This is a genomic window from Shimia sp. R9_3 (assembly GCF_017743755.1).
In the GTDB taxonomy this organism is placed as follows: Bacteria; Pseudomonadota; Alphaproteobacteria; order Rhodobacterales; family Rhodobacteraceae; genus Shimia.
This window is the reverse complement of sequence record NZ_JAGHRP010000008.1, coordinates 106777-126228: the sequence shown is the minus strand read 5'-3', so window position 1 is coordinate 126228 and position 19452 is coordinate 106777. Positions and strand designations below refer to the sequence as shown.

Below are 19452 nucleotides of genomic sequence, written 5' to 3'. Positions count from 1 at the left end.
CTGAGATTGCACGGGGGATGCCCCCGTGCAAACATCGCGCCATGACCGACGACACCCTCACCTATCCGGGCGGCTTTGCCTATATGCTCGCGCGTTATGAGGGGCGGCGCGACCCCTTTGAGTTTGGTCCCGAAGACCTGCCGCCGCTGGATGTGGATCTGGCCGCGTTGAAGGCTGAAATCGTACCCGAGAGCGCAACGCAAAAGCAGCCGGATGACCCAAAGACAAGCTGGGCGCGCAAACGTCGGCAGATTGCGGAAGAATTTGTCGGCCAGAGCGCGCTGGCCTTTCTGAATGCGCAGTTGATTTCCAACCTGCGCAAACGCGCGCAGCCGCCGCAAACCGCTGCGCTGTTTCGGCGGATCTGGGCAGAAGAACATGCGCATCTGATTGGCGCGCTAAATTTGCGCTGGCAGGTGAGCGCGGTGCAGACTTTTGCCGACCACGGAGACACGCCAGCGCAGCGGGAAGTTGGCCAAGCCCTAAAGATGCTCTTTGGCATGATGAAGCTCTATGAATTTGAGCGCAGTTTCAGCGGCCTGACCCCTGAAAAGGAGCATGGCTTTGGCAAGCGGGTCAAAACCCGGCTCCCGCTGGATATGGAGCCGTTTTCGCTGGTCCATGGCGGGTTGGATATCAACCTGATCGCCCCGATCTGGGAGTTGGCCAAGACCGATCCGGTGATTGCGCCGCTGGCTGAACATTTGCTGGGCGAGCTGATTGCGGAACCGGGCGGCGTGTTCCGGCGCCTGTCGCAGATGCGGGCAAAACGAGAGCGGCAACAGGCACGGAAATGACGACGCAAAAGCCAACCTGGGGTGTGGTTGCGACCATCAAAGCCTCCGCCGAAGACATCCTGAACTTTGCCGCGCACCATCTGGAGCTGGGGGCAAGCCATCTTTGGATCTATCTGGACGCCCCAAATCCAGAGGCCAAAGCGCTGCTGAAGGCGCATCCGAAGATCACGCCTGTGAGCACCGGTGAGAACTACTGGATCAAGGCGCGGGGCAAACGTCCGCCGATGCACCAGAACCGTCAGTCCTACAACGCGCGCCACGCCTATAGTCGCGCGCGAGATCTAGATTGGCTGCTGCATATTGATGTGGATGAGTTTTTGTGGTCGGAGCGTGCCATCGCAGATCATCTTGCCGCCCTGCCAGAGAGCTGCCTGACCGCGCGCGTGCGCCCTGCTGAGGCGTTGGCGCCGATGGAGGAAGGCGCGGAGCCGCGCCTGTTCAAAGGCTTCATCGCCAACAAAGATGATCGCAGCCGTCTGGTGGCGGAAATTTATCCGACCTTTGCGCCCTATCTGAAAGGCGGGTTTGTCAGCCATGTGGCTGGTAAAATCTTCATGCGCACCAAGCAGAGCGATATGAAGGTGAAGATCCACAATGTGATGCAGAATGGGGTGCGCAACCCGGGGCAGATGGAGCTGATCGATACCAGGCTTCTGCACCTGCACACCACAGGGTGGGATCATTGGCAGAAAAGTTTCACCTATCGCCACAAAAAGGGGTCTTACCGTGACGAGCTGGGGGCGGCTGTTCCGGAAGATGAGGGCGGCCTCAATCTGCATAAGCTTTTTAACCATCTGGCCAAGGAGCCGGATGGGCTGCGGCGGTTTTATGAGGAGGCCTGTCTGGCCACGCCTGAGCTGACGCAGCGCCTGCGGGAGCGTGGGGTCTTGCAGGAACATGTGCTGGATTTGGACGCAAAACGCCGGAAACACTTCCCCGATTTTTGAGGCAAATGTTTCTCACTTTACGTCAAACCGGTGGGAACTCGCTGGTTTCATTGACCTAAAGCCTTCTGTGCGATAGAAGGCGCCGAGGATCGATATCGCCATGTGTTGCGGGGCCAGCCGGGCCTGATCCCAAAGCCGCTACGGGCCAAGTCGTGTCCGTAAACCACGGATACAAATGACAAAATTTTCTGACCTGAACCTGAACCCTAAGGTGCTGAAAGCAATCAGCGAAGCGGGCTACGAAACGCCGACCCCAATTCAAGCCGGGGCGATTCCATCCGCGCTCGAAGGCCGGGACGTTCTTGGCATTGCGCAAACCGGCACCGGTAAGACCGCAAGCTTCACCCTGCCGATGTTGTCGCTGCTGGCGCGGGGACGTGCGCGGGCGCGCATGCCGCGCAGCCTTGTGCTCTGCCCGACACGAGAACTGGCCGCACAGGTGGCGGAGAACTTTGACACCTATTCCAAATATCTGAAGCTGACCAAAGCGCTGCTGATTGGCGGAGTGAGCTTTAAAGAGCAGGAAGCGATCATCGACAAAGGCGTCGATGTGCTGATCGCCACACCGGGCCGTCTGCTGGACCATTTCGAGCGCGGCAAGCTGATCCTGTCTGACGTGAAAGTCATGGTGGTGGATGAAGCTGACCGGATGCTGGACATGGGCTTTATCCCTGACATCGAGCGGATCTTTGGCCTCACACCTTTCACCCGCCAGACGCTGTTTTTCTCCGCCACCATGGCGCCGGAAATTGAGCGGATCACCAACACCTTCCTCTCCAACCCGGAGCGGGTGGAAGTGGCACGTCAGGCGACCGCAAGCGAGACCATTGAGCAAGGCGTTGTCATGTTCAAAGCCTCCCGCCGTGATCGTGAAGGCAGCGAGAAACGCAAGGTTCTGCGCGCGCTGATCGACGGTGAAGGTGAAGCCTGCAGCAACGCGATCATCTTCTGCAACCGCAAAACGGATGTGGATATCTGCGCAAAATCACTGAAGAAATACGGCTATGATGCCGCGCCGATCCACGGGGATCTGGACCAGTCGCAGCGCACCAAGACGCTGGAATCCTTCCGGAATGGAGAGCTGCGTATTCTCGTGGCCTCTGATGTGGCGGCACGCGGACTGGATGTGCCAAGTGTGAGCCATGTGTTCAACTTTGATGTGCCGGGCCATGCCGAAGACTATGTGCACCGCATTGGCCGGACAGGTCGTGCCGGTCGCGAAGGCAAGGCGTTTACGATCTGCAATCCGCGGGACGAAAAAGCCTTCGAAGCGGTGGAAGCGCTGATCCAGAAAGAGATCCCGCGCGTGGAAAATCCGGTGAAGCCGGAGCCGCGCAAAGCCCGCAAGCCGAAGGAAGAGACTTCCAAGAAGGCCGAAGAGAAACCAAACGTGGTGGAGGCGCTGGAACTGCCTGCGCAGGAAGAGCCACGTGGCCGTTCAAACCGTGGACGCGGCCGTGGCCGTCATGACCGGCGCGATGACAACCGCGTGGTGGGCATGGGTGACCATCTGCCAAGCTTTATTGCGCTGAGCTTTGAAGAGCGGCGCGATGCGGAAAACGCGGCGGGCTAAACACAGCCTGCGTGAAACGACAAAGGGCCCCGAGGGGCCCTTTTTGATTGCTGTGGTTTTGAGATCTGAGCAAAGGTCAGCACAGTTAGATCAGCTCAGGCGGCTGAGCACCACGGTGACTTCGGGCTTTTTGCCGATCTCATCACGGGCAGAATTGCGCACGATCCGGCGAATTTCACCTTCAAGCTTGTCATCATCCGCCAGTGTTTTCTCTTTGGCGCGGCCCAGGAACTGGGTGATGTCCTCTTCCAGCACGTCAACCAGCGGCGCTTGCGAGCGGCCCATTTCTGACAGGCCCATGACCTCGCACCAGGCATCCCCAAGCGGCTCGTCATCTTCGTCCAGCAGCACGGTCACAAGCACATGGCCATTGAGCGCCATGCGGATACGATCGCGCACGATGCCGTCCAGCGCGCCGATCTGCGCGGTGCCATCCAGATAGGTACGCCCGGTTTCGACGTAGCCCGCAATCGAGGGCTGGTCCCCGGAAAGTTCCAGCATGGTGCCATTCACCGCTACGATAGAGGCGCGGCCCCCTTCGTTGGCGAGCTTGGCGTGCTCGCGCAGGTGACGGTGTTCGCCGTGGTTGGGGATCACCATGGTTGGGTTCACGATGTCATGCAGGCGTTTGAGGTCCGGACGGTTGGCGTGGCCGGAGACGTGGTATTTACCAGAGCTGTCATCCACCACATCCACACCCATTTCGGAGAATTGGTTGATGATGCGGATCACACCTTTTTCGTTGCCCGGAATAGTCTTGGAGCTAAAGAGGAAGAGATCGCCTTCTTTCAGTTTGATGCCATTGTATTTGCCACGGGCGAGCTGTGCGCTGGCGGCGCGGCGCTCCCCTTGAGAGCCGGTGACCAAGAGCATCAGATTTTCACGCGGGATGCTCGCGGCATCTTCAGGGCTGACCACTTTGGGGAAGCTGTCGAGCACGCCGGTCTGGATCGCGGCTTCGATCATGCGGCGCATGGCGCGGCCCATGAGGCAGATGGAACGCCCTGCCCGCTCGCCCGCCTCGGCCAGCGTTTTTACGCGGGCCACATTGGAGGCAAAGGTGGTGGCGACCACCATATTGGGCGCTTTGGCAACCAGTGCCTCGATCTCTGGCCCAACAGAGGCCTCCGAACGGCCTGCGTGGGGTGAGAACACATTGGTGCTGTCACAGATCAGCGCATTGACGCCGTCTTTGGCAACCTCTGCCCACAAAGCCGGGTCAAAAGGCTCGCCCACAAGCGGGGTTTCATCGAGCTTGAAGTCACCGGAGTGGATCACGCGGCCTGCGGGGCTGTCGATCACCAAAGCGGCGCTTTCCGGGATGGAGTGGCTGACCGGCAGGAACCCAACCTTGAACGGGCCGGCTTCGGTCACTTCGGGCCAGGCAGAGACCGTGCGCACCACCTCTTCGGGCTGGCCGCGGTCCGCCATCTTGTGACGGGCCAGATTGGCGGTGAATGTGCGGGCGTAGACCGGCACACCGAGGCGCTCCCAGTAATGCCCGACCGCGCCGATGTGATCTTCATGGCCGTGGGTGATGAAGATCGCCTCCAGCCGGTGTTTGTTTTCTTCAAGCCAGCGAATATCAGCAAAGATAAGGTCCACACCGGGGCTGGTTTCCATGTCGGAAAACGCAACACCAATGTCCACCAGAATAAGACGCTCATTGTCTGCTGGCCCGTAGCCATAGACATAGGCATTCATGCCAATTTCGCCAGAACCGCCAAGCGGCAGATAGATCAAGCGGTCGCTCATGCGCCCTGCTCCTTGTTAAAGTCGTGGATGACGGTCAATCCGTGCATCGTCAAATCATCTTCGATGGTGTCAAACAGGTGATCGCCCTGCTCAAAGAGCGGCGCAAGACCACCCGTGCCCACCACTTTCATCGGTGCGCCATATTCCGCTTTGATCCGGGAGATAATGCCTTCGATCAGGCCGGTGTATCCCCAGAACACACCTGATTGAATACAGCCAACCGTGTTGGTGCCGATCACCTTTTCCGGCTGACTGACGTCCACATGTGGCAATGCGGCGGCACCGGAGTGCAGCGCCTCAAGGCTGAGGTTCACGCCGGGGGCAATCACACCGCCCACATAGGCGCCATCTTCGGCGACCACATCAAAGTTCGTGGCGGTGCCAAAATCCACCACCACCACATTGCCGCCGTGGCGATCATAGGCGCCCACCGCATTGGCCAGACGATCTGGCCCCGGCTGGGTGCCCTGATCCACACGCGGCTGATGCGGCAGTTTGCACTCAGGCTTGCCCACCACCAGAGGGCGGCAGTTGAAGAACCGGTCGGCGAATACGCGCAGGTTCCAGACCACACGCGGCACGGTAGAGGAGATGATCACATCGGTGATGTCTGCGTCGATGCCGTAGTGATTGATCAGGGTCGAGTACCAGGTGAAGTAAGCGTCTGCCGTGCGTGCATGGTGGGTCGACGTGCGCAGGGTGCACAGGAATTTCTCCCCGTCCCAGATCGAGAACACAGTGTTGGTGTTGCCGCAGTCGATGGCAAGAAGCATGGCGCAGATCCCCCTGTTGCGTGGATCAGAAAAAGATATCTGCCGCAGCTATGGCAATGCGGCCCTTCGCGGTCTTCAACACCAGATTTCCAGCGCTGTCCACCGTTTCAAAGGTGCCGGTGGTCTCCTCACGGGTGGTACGTGCCGTCATGACTTCGCCAATGCGCGCTGCGCGCGTGAGCCAGGCGGTGCGGATCGGTTCAAACCCATAGGTGGAAAACTGTGCCTCCCAGCGGGCATAGGCGGTGGCCAGCGCTTCAAGGAAGCTTTCCGGATCAACGGAGGCGCCGGTTTCAGAGAGCAGAGAGACCGGGCGCGTGGCCTGTGCTTCGACAGCGCCGGTGTCGGGCGCGTGGGCGAGGTTTACGCCGATGCCAATGGCGATATGGCTGACCGCGCCACCGGCAAAACCCGCGCTCTCCAGCAGGATGCCCGCCACTTTGCCGCCGTTCAGCAACACGTCGTTTGGCCATTTGAGCGCCAACCCATCACTGCGACCAGTGACGGCAACAAAGGCATCGTAGAGCGCCAAAGCCGCCACGAAAGACCGCAGAGCGACCTGATCGGGGCTTTCTGCCGGGCGCATCACCAAGGTGGCGGCAAAGTTGCCAACCGGATCGACCCAAGCACGACCACGGCGGCCACGACCCTTGGTCTGGCGCAGGCCCAGGATCCACTCAGGCGCGGCCAGTTGCGGTGCAATGCGCGCGGCTTCTGCATTGGTGCTGTCGACTTCCGCCAGAACGCGGCGGCCATACCCCTCGGGCCAATTGCTCATGTGTTTTTATCTTCTTACAGGTCGAAAAGCGCCCTCACGCAGCGCGCTTTCAAAAAAGGCGACGCGCCCCGTGGGGCGCGTCACAATCAACGTCCGGATGCGAAAATGCAAGCGGGTTATTGCAGCAGGGCCACGGCGGCGGCCTGTGCGGCCGTATCCACGCCAAAGAAGTTCACCACGCCCAGCAGCATCACGGCCGCGCTCAGCACCAGCATGAGGTGCTGTACCGGAGACCGCGGTGCGTCGAGCGCGTCACGCTCTTCGCCAAAGTACATGAAGTAGACAATGCGCAGATAGTAGAACGCCCCGATCACCGAGGCGATCACACCAGCGACCGCCAGCCATGCAAGGCCCGCATCAAAGGCCGCGCGCAGCACATAGAGTTTGCCAAAGAAGCCGAGGAAAGGCGGCACACCCGCCAGCGAGAACAGCAGGAACAGCATCGCCAGCGCCCGGCCCGGCGCGCGCTTGGAATACATGTTGAGCGCTGAGATATCGACCACCGGCTGGCCGTCTTTCTCCATCGACAGGATAAAGGCAAAGGTGCCGATGTTCATGGTGACGTAGATCGCCATATAGACCAGCATCGCCTCGATCCCCAAAGCGGTACCGGAGGCAAGACCCATCAGCGCATAGCCCATATGGGCAATCGAGGAATAGGCCATCAGGCGTTTGATGTTGCGCTGGCCAATTGCGGCCACTGCGCCAAGGAACATCGACAGCACCGACAGAAGCGCGATGATCTGCTGCCAATCCGCAACCACGCCGCCAAAAGCATCAAACAGCACGCGGGCAAAGAGACCCATCGCCGCAAGCTTTGGCGCGGTGGCGAAGAAGGCGGTGATCGGCGTTGGAGCGCCCTCATAGACATCCGGCGTCCACATGTGAAACGGCACGGCGGACACTTTGAACGCGAGCCCCGCGACCACAAAGGTCAGGCCAAAGAGAAGACCAAGCGGGGTGTCGCCATGGCCAGCCACGTCGATGATGCCGCTGAACTGCGTTGTGCCTGCAAAGCCGTAAACAAGCGAAGAGCCATAGAGCAGCAGGCCAGAGGACAAAGCACCCAGCAGGAAGTACTTCATACCCGCCTCGGTGGATTTCACGCTGTCACGACGGAAAGACGCCACCACATAGAGCGCCAGAGACTGCAGCTCCAGCCCCATATAGAGCGCGATCAGATCTCCGGCGGAAACCATGGTCATCATCCCCACCATCGCAAGCGACACGAGGACCGGATATTCAAAGCGCAGCATGCCGCGCCGCGCCATATAATCCTGCCCCATCACCAGAACCGCAGCGCCCGAAAGCAGCATGGCGATTTTAGCAAAGCGGGAGAAGGCGTCATCGTGGAACATGCCGTTGAAGGCGACATTGTCACCTGTGCCAGAGGCCCCAATCCACATGGCCAGAAGCACAAACACACCGGCTGTGATCCAAGTGAGCATGCCCGCCATCTTGTCTTTGCCGGTGTAGACCACCGCCACCAACGCGAGCATGGCATAAATCGCCAGGAGGATTTCCGGCAGGATGATATTCAGATCAGCCTGAATCATGTCTCAAGCGCTCCTTAGTGCGATGCCATCTGGCTGGCGGCAGCGCCATGGGCCAGAGCGGTGTCATAGTTGGAAATCAGATTTTCGACGGAGGGGCCGATGATGTCCGTGATCAGCGACGGATAGACGCCGAGAATGAGGGTCATTGCCACCAGCGGCGCAAAGATCATCTTTTCGCGGCGGGTCATGTCGGTGATCGACTTGAGGCTCTCTTTGATCAGATCGCCAAAGACCACGCGACGGTAGAGCCACAGCGCATAAGCCGCTGAGAAGATCACACCGGCTGTCGCCACCAGCGCCACCCAGGTGTTGACCTGGAACACACCCATCAGGGTCAGGAATTCACCGACAAAGCCGGAGGTGCCCGGCAGGCCGACATTGGCCATGGTGAAGAACATGAAGATCAGCGCATAGGCTGGCATGCGGTTCACCAGACCGCCGTAAGCGTCGATCTCGCGGGTGTGCATGCGGTCATAAATCACCCCGACACAGAGGAAGAGCGCACCGGAGATAAAGCCGTGGCTCAGCATCTGGAAGATCGCACCGTCGATGCCCTGTTGGTTGGCGGCAAAGATGCCCATGGTCACGTAGCCCATGTGCGCCACCGAGGAATAGGCGATCAGCTTTTTCATGTCTTCCTGCACCAGTGCAACCAGCGAGGTGTAGACAATCGCGATTGCCGACATCCAGAGGATCAGCGGGGTCATGACCTCAGAGCCGATGGGGAACATCGGCAGGCTGAACCGCAGGAAGCCGTAGCCACCCATCTTCAACAGGATCGAAGCCAACACCACTGAGCCAGCCGTGGGCGCCTGCACGTGGGCATCGGGCAACCAGGTGTGTACTGGCCACATCGGCATCTTCACCGCGAAAGAAGCAAAGAAGGCCAGGAACATCAGCGTCTGCACACCGCCAATCACGGTGAAGCCCAGAACATTCATGGTTTCAGACGCAAACTCATGGGTCATGAGCGTCGGGATGTCGGTGGTGCCTGCCTGAACAAACATGCCGACCATCGCCACCAGCATCAGCACTGAGCCGAGGAAGGTGTAGAGGAAGAACTTGAAGGAGGCATAGATGCGGTTCTTGCCACCCCAGATCCCGATGATCAGGAACATCGGGATGAGGCCTGCCTCAAAGAACAGGTAGAACAGCACCAGATCCAGCGCCATGAACACGCCAAGCATTAGCGTTTCCAGAAGCAGGAAGGCAACCATATATTCTTTGACGCGGGTTTGGACATCCCAGGACGCCCAGATCACCAGCGGCATGATGAAGGTTGTGAGCATGACAAACAGCACGGAGATGCCGTCCACACCCATCTTGTAGGTCATGCCCATGATCCACTCACGCTGTTCCACGAACTGGAACCCCGGGTTGCTTGGATCAAACCCAGCCAGAATGAAGAGCGAGATGAAAAAGGTGACCGTTGTGGCAAACAGCGCCACACGTTTGGCGTTGCGCTGTGCCATTTCGTCTTCGCCCCGCAGGAAGACCACGAGGATCAGCGCGGCAAAGGTCGGCAGGAACGTGACCAGGGAGAGCAAGCTATCGTTCATTAGTGTGCTCCTCCGCTGAGCGTCATCCATGTGATCAGAGCCACGATGCCAATCACCATGGCCAGAGCGTAGGTGAAGATGTAGCCGGACTGGGCGCGGCCCGCCATTTTGGTCACCCAAGGCACGATGCCCATGGCCACGCCGTTGATGCCGCCGTCAATCACATCGCCATCGCCGCGTTTCCAAAGGAACGCCCCGACAGCCCGGGCCGGACGCACAAAGATCGCGTCATAGAGCTCGTCAAAGTACCATTTGTTGAGCAGGAACAGATAGAGCGGACGCTGGCTTGCTGCGGTTTTGGCGGGCATGGATGGATCCCATATGTAGAACCACATGGCCATCACAAAGCCGATCACCATCGCGATGAACGGGCTGACCTTGACCCATTTGGGCGCATGGTGCGCTTCGTCCATCACATGGTTGCTTGGATGGGTGAAAATCGCGCCTTGAGGGGCTTCGCCATGATGCGCCGCAGCCACTGCTGCTTGATCTTCATCGCCATGTTTCTCAGCGTGACCGTCATCATGTGCGTGGTCATCTGCTTTGGCTTCTGCGTGATCATCGCCGTGTGCGGCTTCGTCCCCATGGCCTTCGCTGTGCTCTGCATGATGCGCGGGCACGCCATAGAATTTGTTGACCGTGTTATGATCGCCAAAGAAGGAGCCGAACCAAATCATCCCGGCAAAGATCGCGCCGAGCGACAGAACGCCAAGCGGGATCAGCATGACCATCGGGCTTTCATGTGCGTGATCATGGGTGTGCTTGTTGCCGCGCGGCTCGCCATAGAAGGTGAGGAAGATCAAACGCCAGCTGTAGAAGCTGGTGAACATCGCGGCGACAACCAACGCCCAGAAGGCAAAGCCGCCAGCGGTGCCTGCCCAAGCGCTCTCGATGATCGCATCTTTGGACAGGAAGCCTGCAAAACCGATGTGGGTCAGCGGGATGCCGACGCCGGTGATCGCCAGCGTGCCGATCATCATGGCCCAGTAAGTATAAGGGATCTTTTTGCGCAGGCCGCCGTAGTTGCGCATGTCCTGCTCGTGGTGCATCGCGTGGATCACAGACCCCGCGCCCAAGAAGAGCATCGCCTTAAAGAAAGCGTGGGTGAAAAGGTGGAACATGGCTGCGGAGTAAACGCCAACGCCCGCTGCAACAAACATGTAGCCCAGCTGGGACATGGTGGAATAGGCAATCACACGTTTGATGTCGTTTTGCACAAGGCCAATGGTGGCGGCGACAAAGGCCGTGGCTGCGCCGAGGAACACGATGAAGGCTTTGGTTTCATCTGCATATTCGATCAGCGGCGACATGCGCGACACCAGGAACACACCGGCGGTCACCATGGTGGCGGCGTGGATCAGAGCGGACACCGGGGTCGGGCCTTCCATCGCGTCCGGCAGCCAGGTGTGCAGGAACAATTGCGCCGATTTGCCCATCGCGCCGATGAAGAGCAGGAAGGCCACCAAGTTGGCCGCGTTCCACTCGCGCCACAGGAACTCAAGCTGTGTTTCCGCCAAGACCGGTGCCGCGGCGAAGATGTCGTCAAACTTGATGCTCTCGGTCAGGAAGAAGATCGCGAAGATGCCCAGAAGGAAGCCAAAATCGCCCACGCGGTTGACCACGAAGGCTTTGATCGCCGCCGCGTTTGCGGACGGCTTTTTGTAGTAAAAGCCGATGAGCAGATAGGAGGCGACACCCACACCTTCCCAGCCAAAGAACATCTGCAGGAGGTTGTCGGCGGTGACCAGCATGAGCATGGTGAAGGTGAAGAAAGACAGATAGGCGAAGAAACGCGCCTTGTAGTGCTCGCCCTGCCCCCAGTTTTCATCATGCGCCATGTAGCCCATGGAATAGAGGTGCACGAGGGCAGAGACCGTGGTGACCACGATCAGCATGATCGCTGTCAGGCGGTCAACGCGGATCGCCCATGCAGTGTCCAGATGACCCGATTGAATGAAATCCAGTATGTGGATCTGTTTGACCTGTTCCGCATCCAGCCCGAGGAAGACAATCCAGCTGAGCAGGCAGGCCAGAAAGAGCAGGCCTGTTGTGAGATATTGCGCGGCCTTCTCGCCAATCATGCGCCAGCCGAAGCCTGCGATCAGGCTGCCGATCAGTGGCGCAAAGAGTATGATCTTTTCCATGAACGCTTAGCCTTTCATCACGTTGACGTCTTCGACCGCGATGGTGCCACGGTTGCGGAAGAAGGAGACGAGGATGGCCAAGCCGATGGCGGCCTCAGCTGCGGCGACTGTCATCACAAAGAGCGCAAAGACCTGCCCGACAAGATCCCCCAGAAAGGCCGAGAAAGCGACCAGGTTGATGTTGACTGACAGCAAGATGAGCTCGATCGACATCAAAAGGATGATGATGTTCTTCCGGTTCAGGAAGAGGCCGAAAATGCCGATAACAAAGAGCGTCGCGGCGACGCCTAGGTAATGTTCCAAACCAATCATATTTGGTCCCTCGGTTCTTTTTCTCTTCTGGCGCGGCTTAAAGCCCCTGCCCCGGTTTTACGTCTTTCAATTCCATCGCATCTGCTGGATCCCGCCACATCTGCTCCAGCACGTTCTGGCGCTTGATGTCTTTGCGGTGGCGCAGGGTCAGGACAATCGCCCCGATCATCGCCACAAGCAGGATCAGACCTGCCAGTTGGAACAGCAGGAAGTACTGATCATAAAGGATCAGACCCAGTGCCTCGGTGTTATGCGCATCCGTCGGTGTGACCGCGCCGCGCAGCGCCTGCGCTTCATCGGCGAACTGCCAAACCCCGAAAGCCATGCCAAGCTGCATCAAAAGGATCACACCGATGAGCAGCGCCAGCGGCATATATTGGGCCATGCCCGCCTTTAGCTCTGCAAAATCCACATCCAGCATCATCACCACAAAAAGGAAGAGCACCGCGACCGCGCCGACGTAGACGATGATCAAGAGCATCGCGACAAATTCCGCCCCCAGCAGGACAAACAGCCCCGCCGAGCTCAGAAACGCGAGGATCAACCAAAGCACCGAATGCACGGGGTTGCGGCTGATGACGGTGAAAAACCCGCCAGCGATCACGCAAATCGCAAACAGCCAGAAAGCTAATGCCGCCATGGTCATGTGTCATTTCCCTCTTTTTCCGCCAGAACCTCCTGCACGATTTCCATCGCGCGGGTGGTGGCGGGAATACCGGCGAACATCGACATCTGGCCGATGGTCTCCACGATTTCTTGTTTTGTGGCCTCTGCTTCCACCAGATGGCGGACCGTCAGGCGCATTTGCGCATCCGCCTGCGCGCCCAGCATGGTGAGCGCCCCGAGCGTCAGCAGAAGGCGGGTTTTGGCATCCAGCCCGCCCTGATTGATGGTGTTGCCAAAGAACATTTCCATCACGTCCTTGGGCATGGTGGGCCAGAGCGCCTCAAACCCTTTGGGCGTGAAGCTCTCCAGCGCCGGATTGAAGGCTTTCGCCATCTCCTGATACTGGGCGAACATCGCCTGATACGGGTTTTTGCTGTCGCTCATGGTCCTGTGATCCTCACTCAGCGATAGGGGGCATCAATTTCGAGGTTGCGGGCAATTTCCGCTTCCCAGCGGGCACCGTTCTCAAGGAGTTTCTCCTTGTCATAAAACAGCTCTTCGCGGGTCTCGGTGGCAAATTCGAAGTTTGGCCCTTCGACAATGGCATCCACCGGGCAGGCTTCCTGACAGAAGCCGCAGTAGATGCATTTGGTCATGTCGATGTCATAGCGGGTCGTGCGGCGGGAACCGTCGTCACGTGGTTCCGCATCAATGGTGATGGCCTGTGCCGGGCAGATCGCTTCGCAGAGTTTGCAGGCAATGCAGCGCTCTTCGCCGTTTGGATAGCGCCGCAGGGCGTGCTCGCCACGGAAACGAGGAGACAACGGGCCTTTCTCGTGCGGATAGTTCACGGTGGCTTTGGGTTTGAAGAAATACTTCATGCCAAGTTTGAAGCCACCAATGAAATCCTTCAGCAGGAAGTAGCCGGCGGCGCGTTTGTAGTCGATTGCCGTCATATCAGCCTCCAATCGCCCAGCGAGCGTAAGCGCCGCCGAAGAGTTCGAATTTTGCAAGGAACGCGACCAGAACAACCCAAGCCAGAGACATCGGCAGGAAGACCTTCCAACCAATGCGCATCAGCTGGTCGTAGCGGTAGCGCGGGGTGATTGCCTTCACCATCGAGAAAATGAAGAAGACAAAGCAGATCTTGGCAAACATCCAGAAGATGCCATCGGGCAGGAAGTTCACCGGGGAGAGCCAGCCGCCGAGGAACAGCAGCGACACGAGGGCACACATCAGAACGATGGCCACATATTCGCCGATCATGAACAGCAGGAACGGCGTGGAGCTGTATTCTACCTGATAGCCTGCAACCAGCTCGGATTCCGCTTCGGGCAGGTCAAACGGCGGGCGGTTGGTTTCCGCCATGGCCGAGATCAGGAAGAGGAAGAGCATCGGGAAATGCGGCAGCCAATACCAGCTGAGCGCGCCGTATTTGCCGTCTTGCGCGTTCACGATGTCGCCGAAGTTCATGGAGCCGGTGGTGATGATCACGCCAATGATGATCAGACCCAGCGACACCTCATAAGAAATCATCTGCGCCGCAGAGCGCAGGGAGCCGAGGAACGGGTATTTGGAGTTGGAGGCCCAACCGCCCATGATGACGCCGTAGACCTCTAGCGAACTGATCGCCATGACGTAAAGAATGGCGACGTTGAGGTCAGAGACCACCCAGCCGTCATTAAAAGGGATCACCGCCCAGGCAATCAGCGCCATCACAAGGCTGACCATAGGCGCAAGCAGGAAGACCGCCTTGTCTGCGCCCGCCGGATAGACGATCTCTTTCACCGCGTATTTGATGAAATCCGCGAAACTTTGCAGCAGACCGAAGGTGCCCACCACGTTGGGCCCCCGGCGCAGCTGGACAGCGGCCCAGATCTTCCGGTCCGCATAGAGCAGGAACGCCAAGGCGACCAAAAGCGGCACAACAACCAGAAGCACCTGCCCAAGTGTCAGGAGGAAGATGCCGAGGTATGTGGTGGTAAAGAAATCAGTCATGGGTCCTCACACCGTAGGTATTCCGTTTTCTTCGCAGTTCGCGACGATGACTTCGGCGTCAATCGTTTTGAGACCACGGGGCAGCGCCGGAGAGATGGTGTAAACCGCATCCCCCTTCCAAAGGCCGCCCTGATTGCCTGTTGTTGTGCGCACATGGCGGGCAAAGCCAAAGCCACGGATCAGCGTATATTGCGCGGCGGCGCATTCGGCATAATCATGCACGTCATCCGCATCCCGCGCGCCGGTCATGGCAACGTGGAAATTCACCAGATCCCCTTCCAGCAGCCGCGTGTCCACCCCCTGATAGTCGGGGACAAAAGCGGTCTCCCCACGGCTCACATCCGTGCCCGATTGCGGGTCACAGGCCGCAAGCCCAGTGACACAGGCCGCTGCAAGCGTGATATGGAGGGAAAGGCGTGTCATCCTGTGCTTATTCCGCCGCGATCTGTTCTGAGCCGCGGGCCTTGGCCGTGGCGGAAAGCTCCGCCATCAGCGCGCTGGCACGGGCAATTGGGTTTGTCAGGTAGAAGTCTTTCACCGCTGGCAGGAAAGTCGCCTTGCCGAGGGGGCCCGCGTCAATCGCGGCCACGTCATTTTCCGCAACCTGATCAATTTTGCCCAGATGCGGAACCTCTTTGATCAGCGCCTGACGCAATTGCGCAAGCGAGTCATAGGGCAGTGTCGCCTCCACCTCAGCGCTCAGCGCACGCAGGATGGCCCAGTTTTCTTTGGCCTGACCGGGCGCAAAACCGGCGCGCATGGCGAGCTGCGGGCGTCCTTCGGTGTTTACAAAGAGGCCGTTTTCTTCGGTGTATGCGGCGGCAGGCAGGATCACATCGGCGCGGTGCGCGCCGCGATCCCCGTGGCTGCCCTGATAGATCACAAAGGCACCGGCGTCGATTTCGACCTCATCCGCACCCAGATTGTAAATCACCTCTGCACCGTCGATGGCCGCATCCATGCCGCCTTCGGTGACAGCGCCCACATCCATGGCACCGACGCGCGCAGCGGCGTTGTGCAGCACCAGCAGTTTGCTGTTGGATTTCTCTGCGGCTTCAAGCGCGGCGGCCAGCACAGCCAGACCATCGGCTTCGCGCAACGCGCCTTGGCCCACGATCACAATCGACGGCGCGTCTTTCACCTTGTCAAAATCATGCTGTGCAAAATCGGCCAGTGCGGCGCGATCAGAGCCCATATGGGCATACTCATACGTCAGATCCACAGCCGGACCGATCAGGCCCACCTGCGCGCCCTTGAGCCAGGCTTTGCGGATGCGGGCATTCAGCACCGGCGCTTCTTCGCGCGGGTTGGTGCCAATCAGCTGGATGAACTTGGCATCCTCGATGTCTTCGATGGTGGCAGTGCCCACATAAGCGCCGCGATTGCCAATCGGCAGGCGCGCGTTGTCGGTGCGGCATTCCACGTTGCCTTCCAGGCTCTGAACCAGTTGCTTCAGCGCGAAAGCCGCCTCAACCGGCACCAGATCCCCGATGAGACCGGCCACCTTTTTGCCCTTCATCGCGGCGGCTGCGGCTGAAAGAGCCTCCCCCCATGTGGCGGGCTTCAGCTTGCCATCCACGCGCACATAAGGCTGATCGAGGCGCTGGCGGCGCAGGCCGTCCCAGACAAAGCGGGTTTTGTCGGAAATCCACTCTTCGTTCACGCCATCATGGTTGCGCGGCAGGATGCGCATCACTTCGCGCCCCTTTGTGTCAACGCGGATGTTGGAGCCAAGCGCGTCCATCACGTCGATGGTTTCTGTCTTGGTCAGCTCCCACGGACGCGCGGTAAAGCTGTAAGGCTTGGAGGTCAGCGCGCCAACCGGGCAGAGATCGATGATGTTGCCCTGCAGGTTGCTGTCCAGAGTTTCGTTCAGATAGCTGGTGATTTCCGCATCCTCACCACGCCCGGTCTGACCCATCTGAGTGATGCCCGCGACCTCGGTGGTGAAACGCACACAGCGCGTGCAGGAAATACAGCGTGTCATGGTGGTGGCCACAAGCGGGCCGAGGTTCAGATCGTCCACCGCGCGTTTGGGTTCGCGGAAGCGGTTTTCACTGATGCCGTAGGCCATGGCCTGATCCTGAAGGTCACATTCGCCCCCCTGATCGCAGATCGGGCAATCCAGCGGGTGGTTGATGAGCATGAACTCCATCACGCCCTCACGCGCCTTTTTGACCATGGGCGAGTTGGTTTTGACCACAGGTGGCTGGCCTTCCGGCCCCGGGCGCAGGTCGCGCACCTGCATGGCGCAGGAGGCCGCAGGTTTGGGGGGGCCGCCAACAACCTCCACAAGGCACATCCGACAGTTGCCCGCAATCGACAGGCGCTCGTGGTAGCAGAAACGCGGTATTTCGATCCCGGCCACTTCGCAGGCCTGGATCAGGGTCATCGCGCTTTCTACCTCGACTTCGGTGTCGTCGATGATGATCTTGCGGAGGTCAGACATGGCTTACTTCGCCCTCAAATACACGCCGATCTGGCTGTTTCGTTCGATTTCGGCGCGCCCCAACGCACAGAAAGTTTCCGGATTGTCGTAGCTGGCGCCCTTGTGTTTGAAATAGGCCTCGCCACGGGCACGCATGCGCGCCTTCTCGTCGTCAGAGTCCAGAAAAGACTGGATTTCCTCGTTGGTGTAGCCCAGCTGGCGCGCTTTGCGGACAAGCGCCCAGCCGTCGGTCGCGCCTTTGAGCTTGCGCCCATCGAGGCTGTCACAGACATCAGCGATCTCAAAAGCAACCAGCGCCCAGTAAAGCGGCTCGTAGATCTCTTTCACATCCCGCAGCGACGGTTTGGCCGAGGCCCCTCCCGCGAGAACAAGACTTCCCAAGACAACAGCAGACATCAGACGTTTCATGCGCACACTCCTTTTGCACAGGCAAAGCGATCCTTTGCCAAGCTGCACAGAGCGGCGGAGAGGTCTGTTAGGCAATAACAGCCCGCGTATGTCTGATATCCGATCAAGGGCGACAGAACCCTTCCAGCGTGATTTTGTCGTCCACCGGAATGATGGTGTCATCCTCCGGGCCAACCAGCCAATCCACGTTTGTCGTTCCGTATTCTGCGATGCAATATTTGAACGCCTCATATTCCCCGGCCTGACGCGCGCCGAGCAGACTTTGATTGGCGCGTGAAACGGTGACAGAGAAATGATCGCGCGTATCCCGCGACACTTTGTTGGCTTTGGCTTTGTAGCTGTGCCCGTCAAAGGTCACGCGGTCGCGCTTGCTGCGGAAACTGTCCCGAAACGCCTCGCCACAGCCAGACAGAGCGGTGGCCGCCACAAGGATCATCAGAACCTTGGCACGTGGTGATTTCAGAGAGGTCTTCATAGTTAAGTCCATTGTTCGTTTACTCCGCCGCCAATGCGCCCATGCGGCCGGTTTTATTGGCTTTGATGCGGTCTTCGATTTCGCCACGGAAGTTGCGGATGAGGCCCTGGATCGGCCATGCGGCTGCGTCGCCAAGGGCGCAGATGGTGTGACCTTCAACCTGTTTGGTCACATCCCACAGCATGTCGATCTCTTCGACATCCGCTTTGCCCTGCACCAGACGGTCCATGACGCGCATCATCCAGCCGGTGCCTTCGCGGCACGGTGTGCATTGGCCGCAGCTTTCGTGTTTGTAAAATTTGGACAGACGCCAGATGGCTTTGATGATGTCGGTCTGTTTGTCCATCACGATCACGGCTGCGGTGCCAAGACCGGAGCCCAGATCGTTGCGCAGATAGTCAAAATCCATGATCGCGTCGCGCATGTCTTCGCCGCGCGCACAAGGCACGGAGGAGCCGCCCGGGATCACTGCCAAGAGATTGTCCCACCCACCGCGAATGCCGCCGCAGTGCTTTTCGATCAGCTCCTCAAAGGAGATCGACATGGCCTCTTCGACGACACAGGGGTTGTTCACGTGACCGGAGATCGCAAAGAGCTTGGTGCCCGCGTTGTTGGGGCGGCCAAAACCGGCGAACCACTCAGCGCCACGGCGCAGGATGGTGGGCACCACCGCGATGGATTCCACGTTGTTCACCGTTGTTGGGCAACCATAAAGCCCCGCGCCCGCCGGGAATGGCGGCTTCATGCGCGGCATGCCTTTTTTGCCCTCAAGGCTTTCGATCAGTGCGGTCTCTTCGCCGCAGATATAGGCGCCAGCGCCATGATGCAGGAAGACGTCAAAATCCCAGCCGGAACCAGCAGCGTTTTTGCCAAGCAGGCCCGCATCATAGGCTTCATCAATCGCGGCCTGCAGGGCCTCGCGCTCGCGAATATATTCGCCGCGCAGATAGATGTAGCAGGTGTGGGCGTTCATCGCGAAAGAGGCGATCAGCGCGCCTTCGATCAGCGTGTGCGGATCGTGGCGCATGATTTCGCGGTCTTTGCAGGTGCCGGGCTCGGATTCATCGGCGTTGATCACCAGATAGGCCGGACGCCCATCGCTTTCCTTGGGCATAAAGGACCATTTCAGGCCGGTCGGGAAGCCCGCGCCACCGCGTCCGCGCAGACCGGAGGCTTTCATGGTGTCAATGATCGCATCACGCCCCTGCTGGATTAGCTTGGCTGTGCCATCCCAATGGCCACGCGCTTGCGCGCCTTTGAGCGTGCGATCGTGCATGCCATAGAGGTTCGTAAAGATACGGTCCTGATCTTTGAGCATCCCG

Annotated in this window: 19 protein-coding genes; 3 read left to right on the top strand and 16 right to left on the bottom strand. The window is 59.1% G+C overall.

Going from position 1 to position 19452, the window contains the following annotated elements:
• Positions 1-41 precede the first annotated feature (41 nt).
• The 3 genes from J7412_RS18250 to J7412_RS18240 all read left to right on the top strand — a co-directional run bounded on the left by J7412_RS18250 (position 42) and on the right by J7412_RS18240 (position 3317).
• Positions 42-797: a hypothetical protein gene (locus J7412_RS18250; RefSeq protein ID WP_209080091.1), complete on the top strand. Its 756-nt coding sequence runs from the start codon at positions 42-44 to the stop codon at positions 795-797.
• Positions 794-1744, top strand: a complete 951-nt coding sequence (locus J7412_RS18245) for a glycosyltransferase family 2 protein (protein ID WP_209080089.1) — start codon at positions 794-796, stop codon at positions 1742-1744. Before J7412_RS18250 ends, J7412_RS18245 begins: the two co-directional genes overlap by 4 nt.
• A 175-nt stretch (positions 1745-1919) precedes the next feature.
• Positions 1920-3317 (top strand): DEAD/DEAH box helicase, encoded by a 1398-nt coding sequence (locus J7412_RS18240; RefSeq protein WP_209080087.1) that lies wholly within the window; start codon positions 1920-1922, stop codon positions 3315-3317.
• 90 nt (positions 3318-3407) lie between these two features.
• Here the strand turns inward: J7412_RS18240 and J7412_RS18235 are convergent, their stop codons facing one another.
• The 16 genes from J7412_RS18235 to nuoF form a co-directional block, all read right to left on the bottom strand.
• Complete coding sequence (locus J7412_RS18235) at positions 3408-5072, bottom strand: ribonuclease J (protein WP_209080085.1); 1665 nt, start codon at positions 5070-5072, stop codon at positions 3408-3410.
• Positions 5069-5845, bottom strand: a complete 777-nt coding sequence (locus J7412_RS18230) for a type III pantothenate kinase (protein ID WP_209080084.1) — start codon at positions 5843-5845, stop codon at positions 5069-5071. The genes J7412_RS18235 and J7412_RS18230 overlap by 4 nt, the downstream gene beginning before the upstream one ends.
• Positions 5846-5870: 25 nt before the next feature.
• Positions 5871-6623 (bottom strand): biotin--[acetyl-CoA-carboxylase] ligase, encoded by a 753-nt coding sequence (locus J7412_RS18225; protein WP_209080082.1) that lies wholly within the window; start codon positions 6621-6623, stop codon positions 5871-5873.
• Positions 6624-6739: 116 nt separating this feature from the next.
• Positions 6740-8179 carry an NADH-quinone oxidoreductase subunit NuoN gene (gene nuoN, locus J7412_RS18220; RefSeq protein WP_209080080.1) on the bottom strand — a complete coding sequence of 480 codons (1440 nt, stop codon included), beginning with the start codon at positions 8177-8179 and terminating at the stop codon, positions 6740-6742.
• Positions 8180-8193: 14 nt separating this feature from the next.
• Positions 8194-9738: an NADH-quinone oxidoreductase subunit M gene (locus J7412_RS18215; protein ID WP_247738887.1), complete on the bottom strand. Its 1545-nt coding sequence runs from the start codon at positions 9736-9738 to the stop codon at positions 8194-8196.
• Complete coding sequence (gene nuoL / locus J7412_RS18210) at positions 9738-11882, bottom strand: NADH-quinone oxidoreductase subunit L (protein ID WP_209080078.1); 2145 nt, start codon at positions 11880-11882, stop codon at positions 9738-9740. Before nuoL ends, J7412_RS18215 begins: the two co-directional genes overlap by 1 nt.
• A gap of 6 nt (positions 11883-11888) precedes the next feature.
• The gene (nuoK, locus tag J7412_RS18205; RefSeq protein ID WP_209065330.1) at positions 11889-12194 is read right to left on the bottom strand and encodes an NADH-quinone oxidoreductase subunit NuoK; all 306 of its coding nucleotides are present in this window, start codon (positions 12192-12194) and stop codon (positions 11889-11891) included.
• A 37-nt stretch (positions 12195-12231) separates the two neighbouring features.
• Positions 12232-12834 (bottom strand): NADH-quinone oxidoreductase subunit J, encoded by a 603-nt coding sequence (locus J7412_RS18200; protein WP_209080216.1) that lies wholly within the window; start codon positions 12832-12834, stop codon positions 12232-12234.
• A 2-nt stretch (positions 12835-12836) separates the two neighbouring features.
• Complete coding sequence (locus J7412_RS18195) at positions 12837-13244, bottom strand: carboxymuconolactone decarboxylase family protein (RefSeq protein WP_209065331.1); 408 nt, start codon at positions 13242-13244, stop codon at positions 12837-12839.
• A gap of 17 nt (positions 13245-13261) precedes the next feature.
• Entirely contained in the window at positions 13262-13756 is a 495-nt protein-coding gene (nuoI, locus tag J7412_RS18190; RefSeq protein ID WP_209065332.1) for an NADH-quinone oxidoreductase subunit NuoI, read from the bottom strand.
• Position 13757: 1 nt separating this feature from the next.
• The gene (gene nuoH / locus J7412_RS18185) at positions 13758-14798 is read right to left on the bottom strand and encodes an NADH-quinone oxidoreductase subunit NuoH (protein WP_209065333.1); all 1041 of its coding nucleotides are present in this window, start codon (positions 14796-14798) and stop codon (positions 13758-13760) included.
• Positions 14799-14804: 6 nt separating this feature from the next.
• Positions 14805-15221 carry a hypothetical protein gene (locus J7412_RS18180; protein WP_209080076.1) on the bottom strand — a complete coding sequence of 139 codons (417 nt, stop codon included), beginning with the start codon at positions 15219-15221 and terminating at the stop codon, positions 14805-14807.
• A 7-nt stretch (positions 15222-15228) separates the two neighbouring features.
• Entirely contained in the window at positions 15229-17247 is a 2019-nt protein-coding gene (gene nuoG / locus J7412_RS18175) for an NADH-quinone oxidoreductase subunit NuoG (protein WP_209080074.1), read from the bottom strand.
• A 3-nt stretch (positions 17248-17250) separates the two neighbouring features.
• Complete coding sequence (locus J7412_RS18170; protein ID WP_209080072.1) at positions 17251-17655, bottom strand: DUF5333 domain-containing protein; 405 nt, start codon at positions 17653-17655, stop codon at positions 17251-17253.
• A gap of 103 nt (positions 17656-17758) precedes the next feature.
• Positions 17759-18130 carry a hypothetical protein gene (locus J7412_RS18165; protein WP_209080070.1) on the bottom strand — a complete coding sequence of 124 codons (372 nt, stop codon included), beginning with the start codon at positions 18128-18130 and terminating at the stop codon, positions 17759-17761.
• 19 nt (positions 18131-18149) lie between these two features.
• Positions 18150-19448 (bottom strand): NADH-quinone oxidoreductase subunit NuoF, encoded by a 1299-nt coding sequence (gene nuoF / locus J7412_RS18160; RefSeq protein WP_209080068.1) that lies wholly within the window; start codon positions 19446-19448, stop codon positions 18150-18152.
• Between the last annotated feature and the right edge of the window lie 4 nt (positions 19449-19452).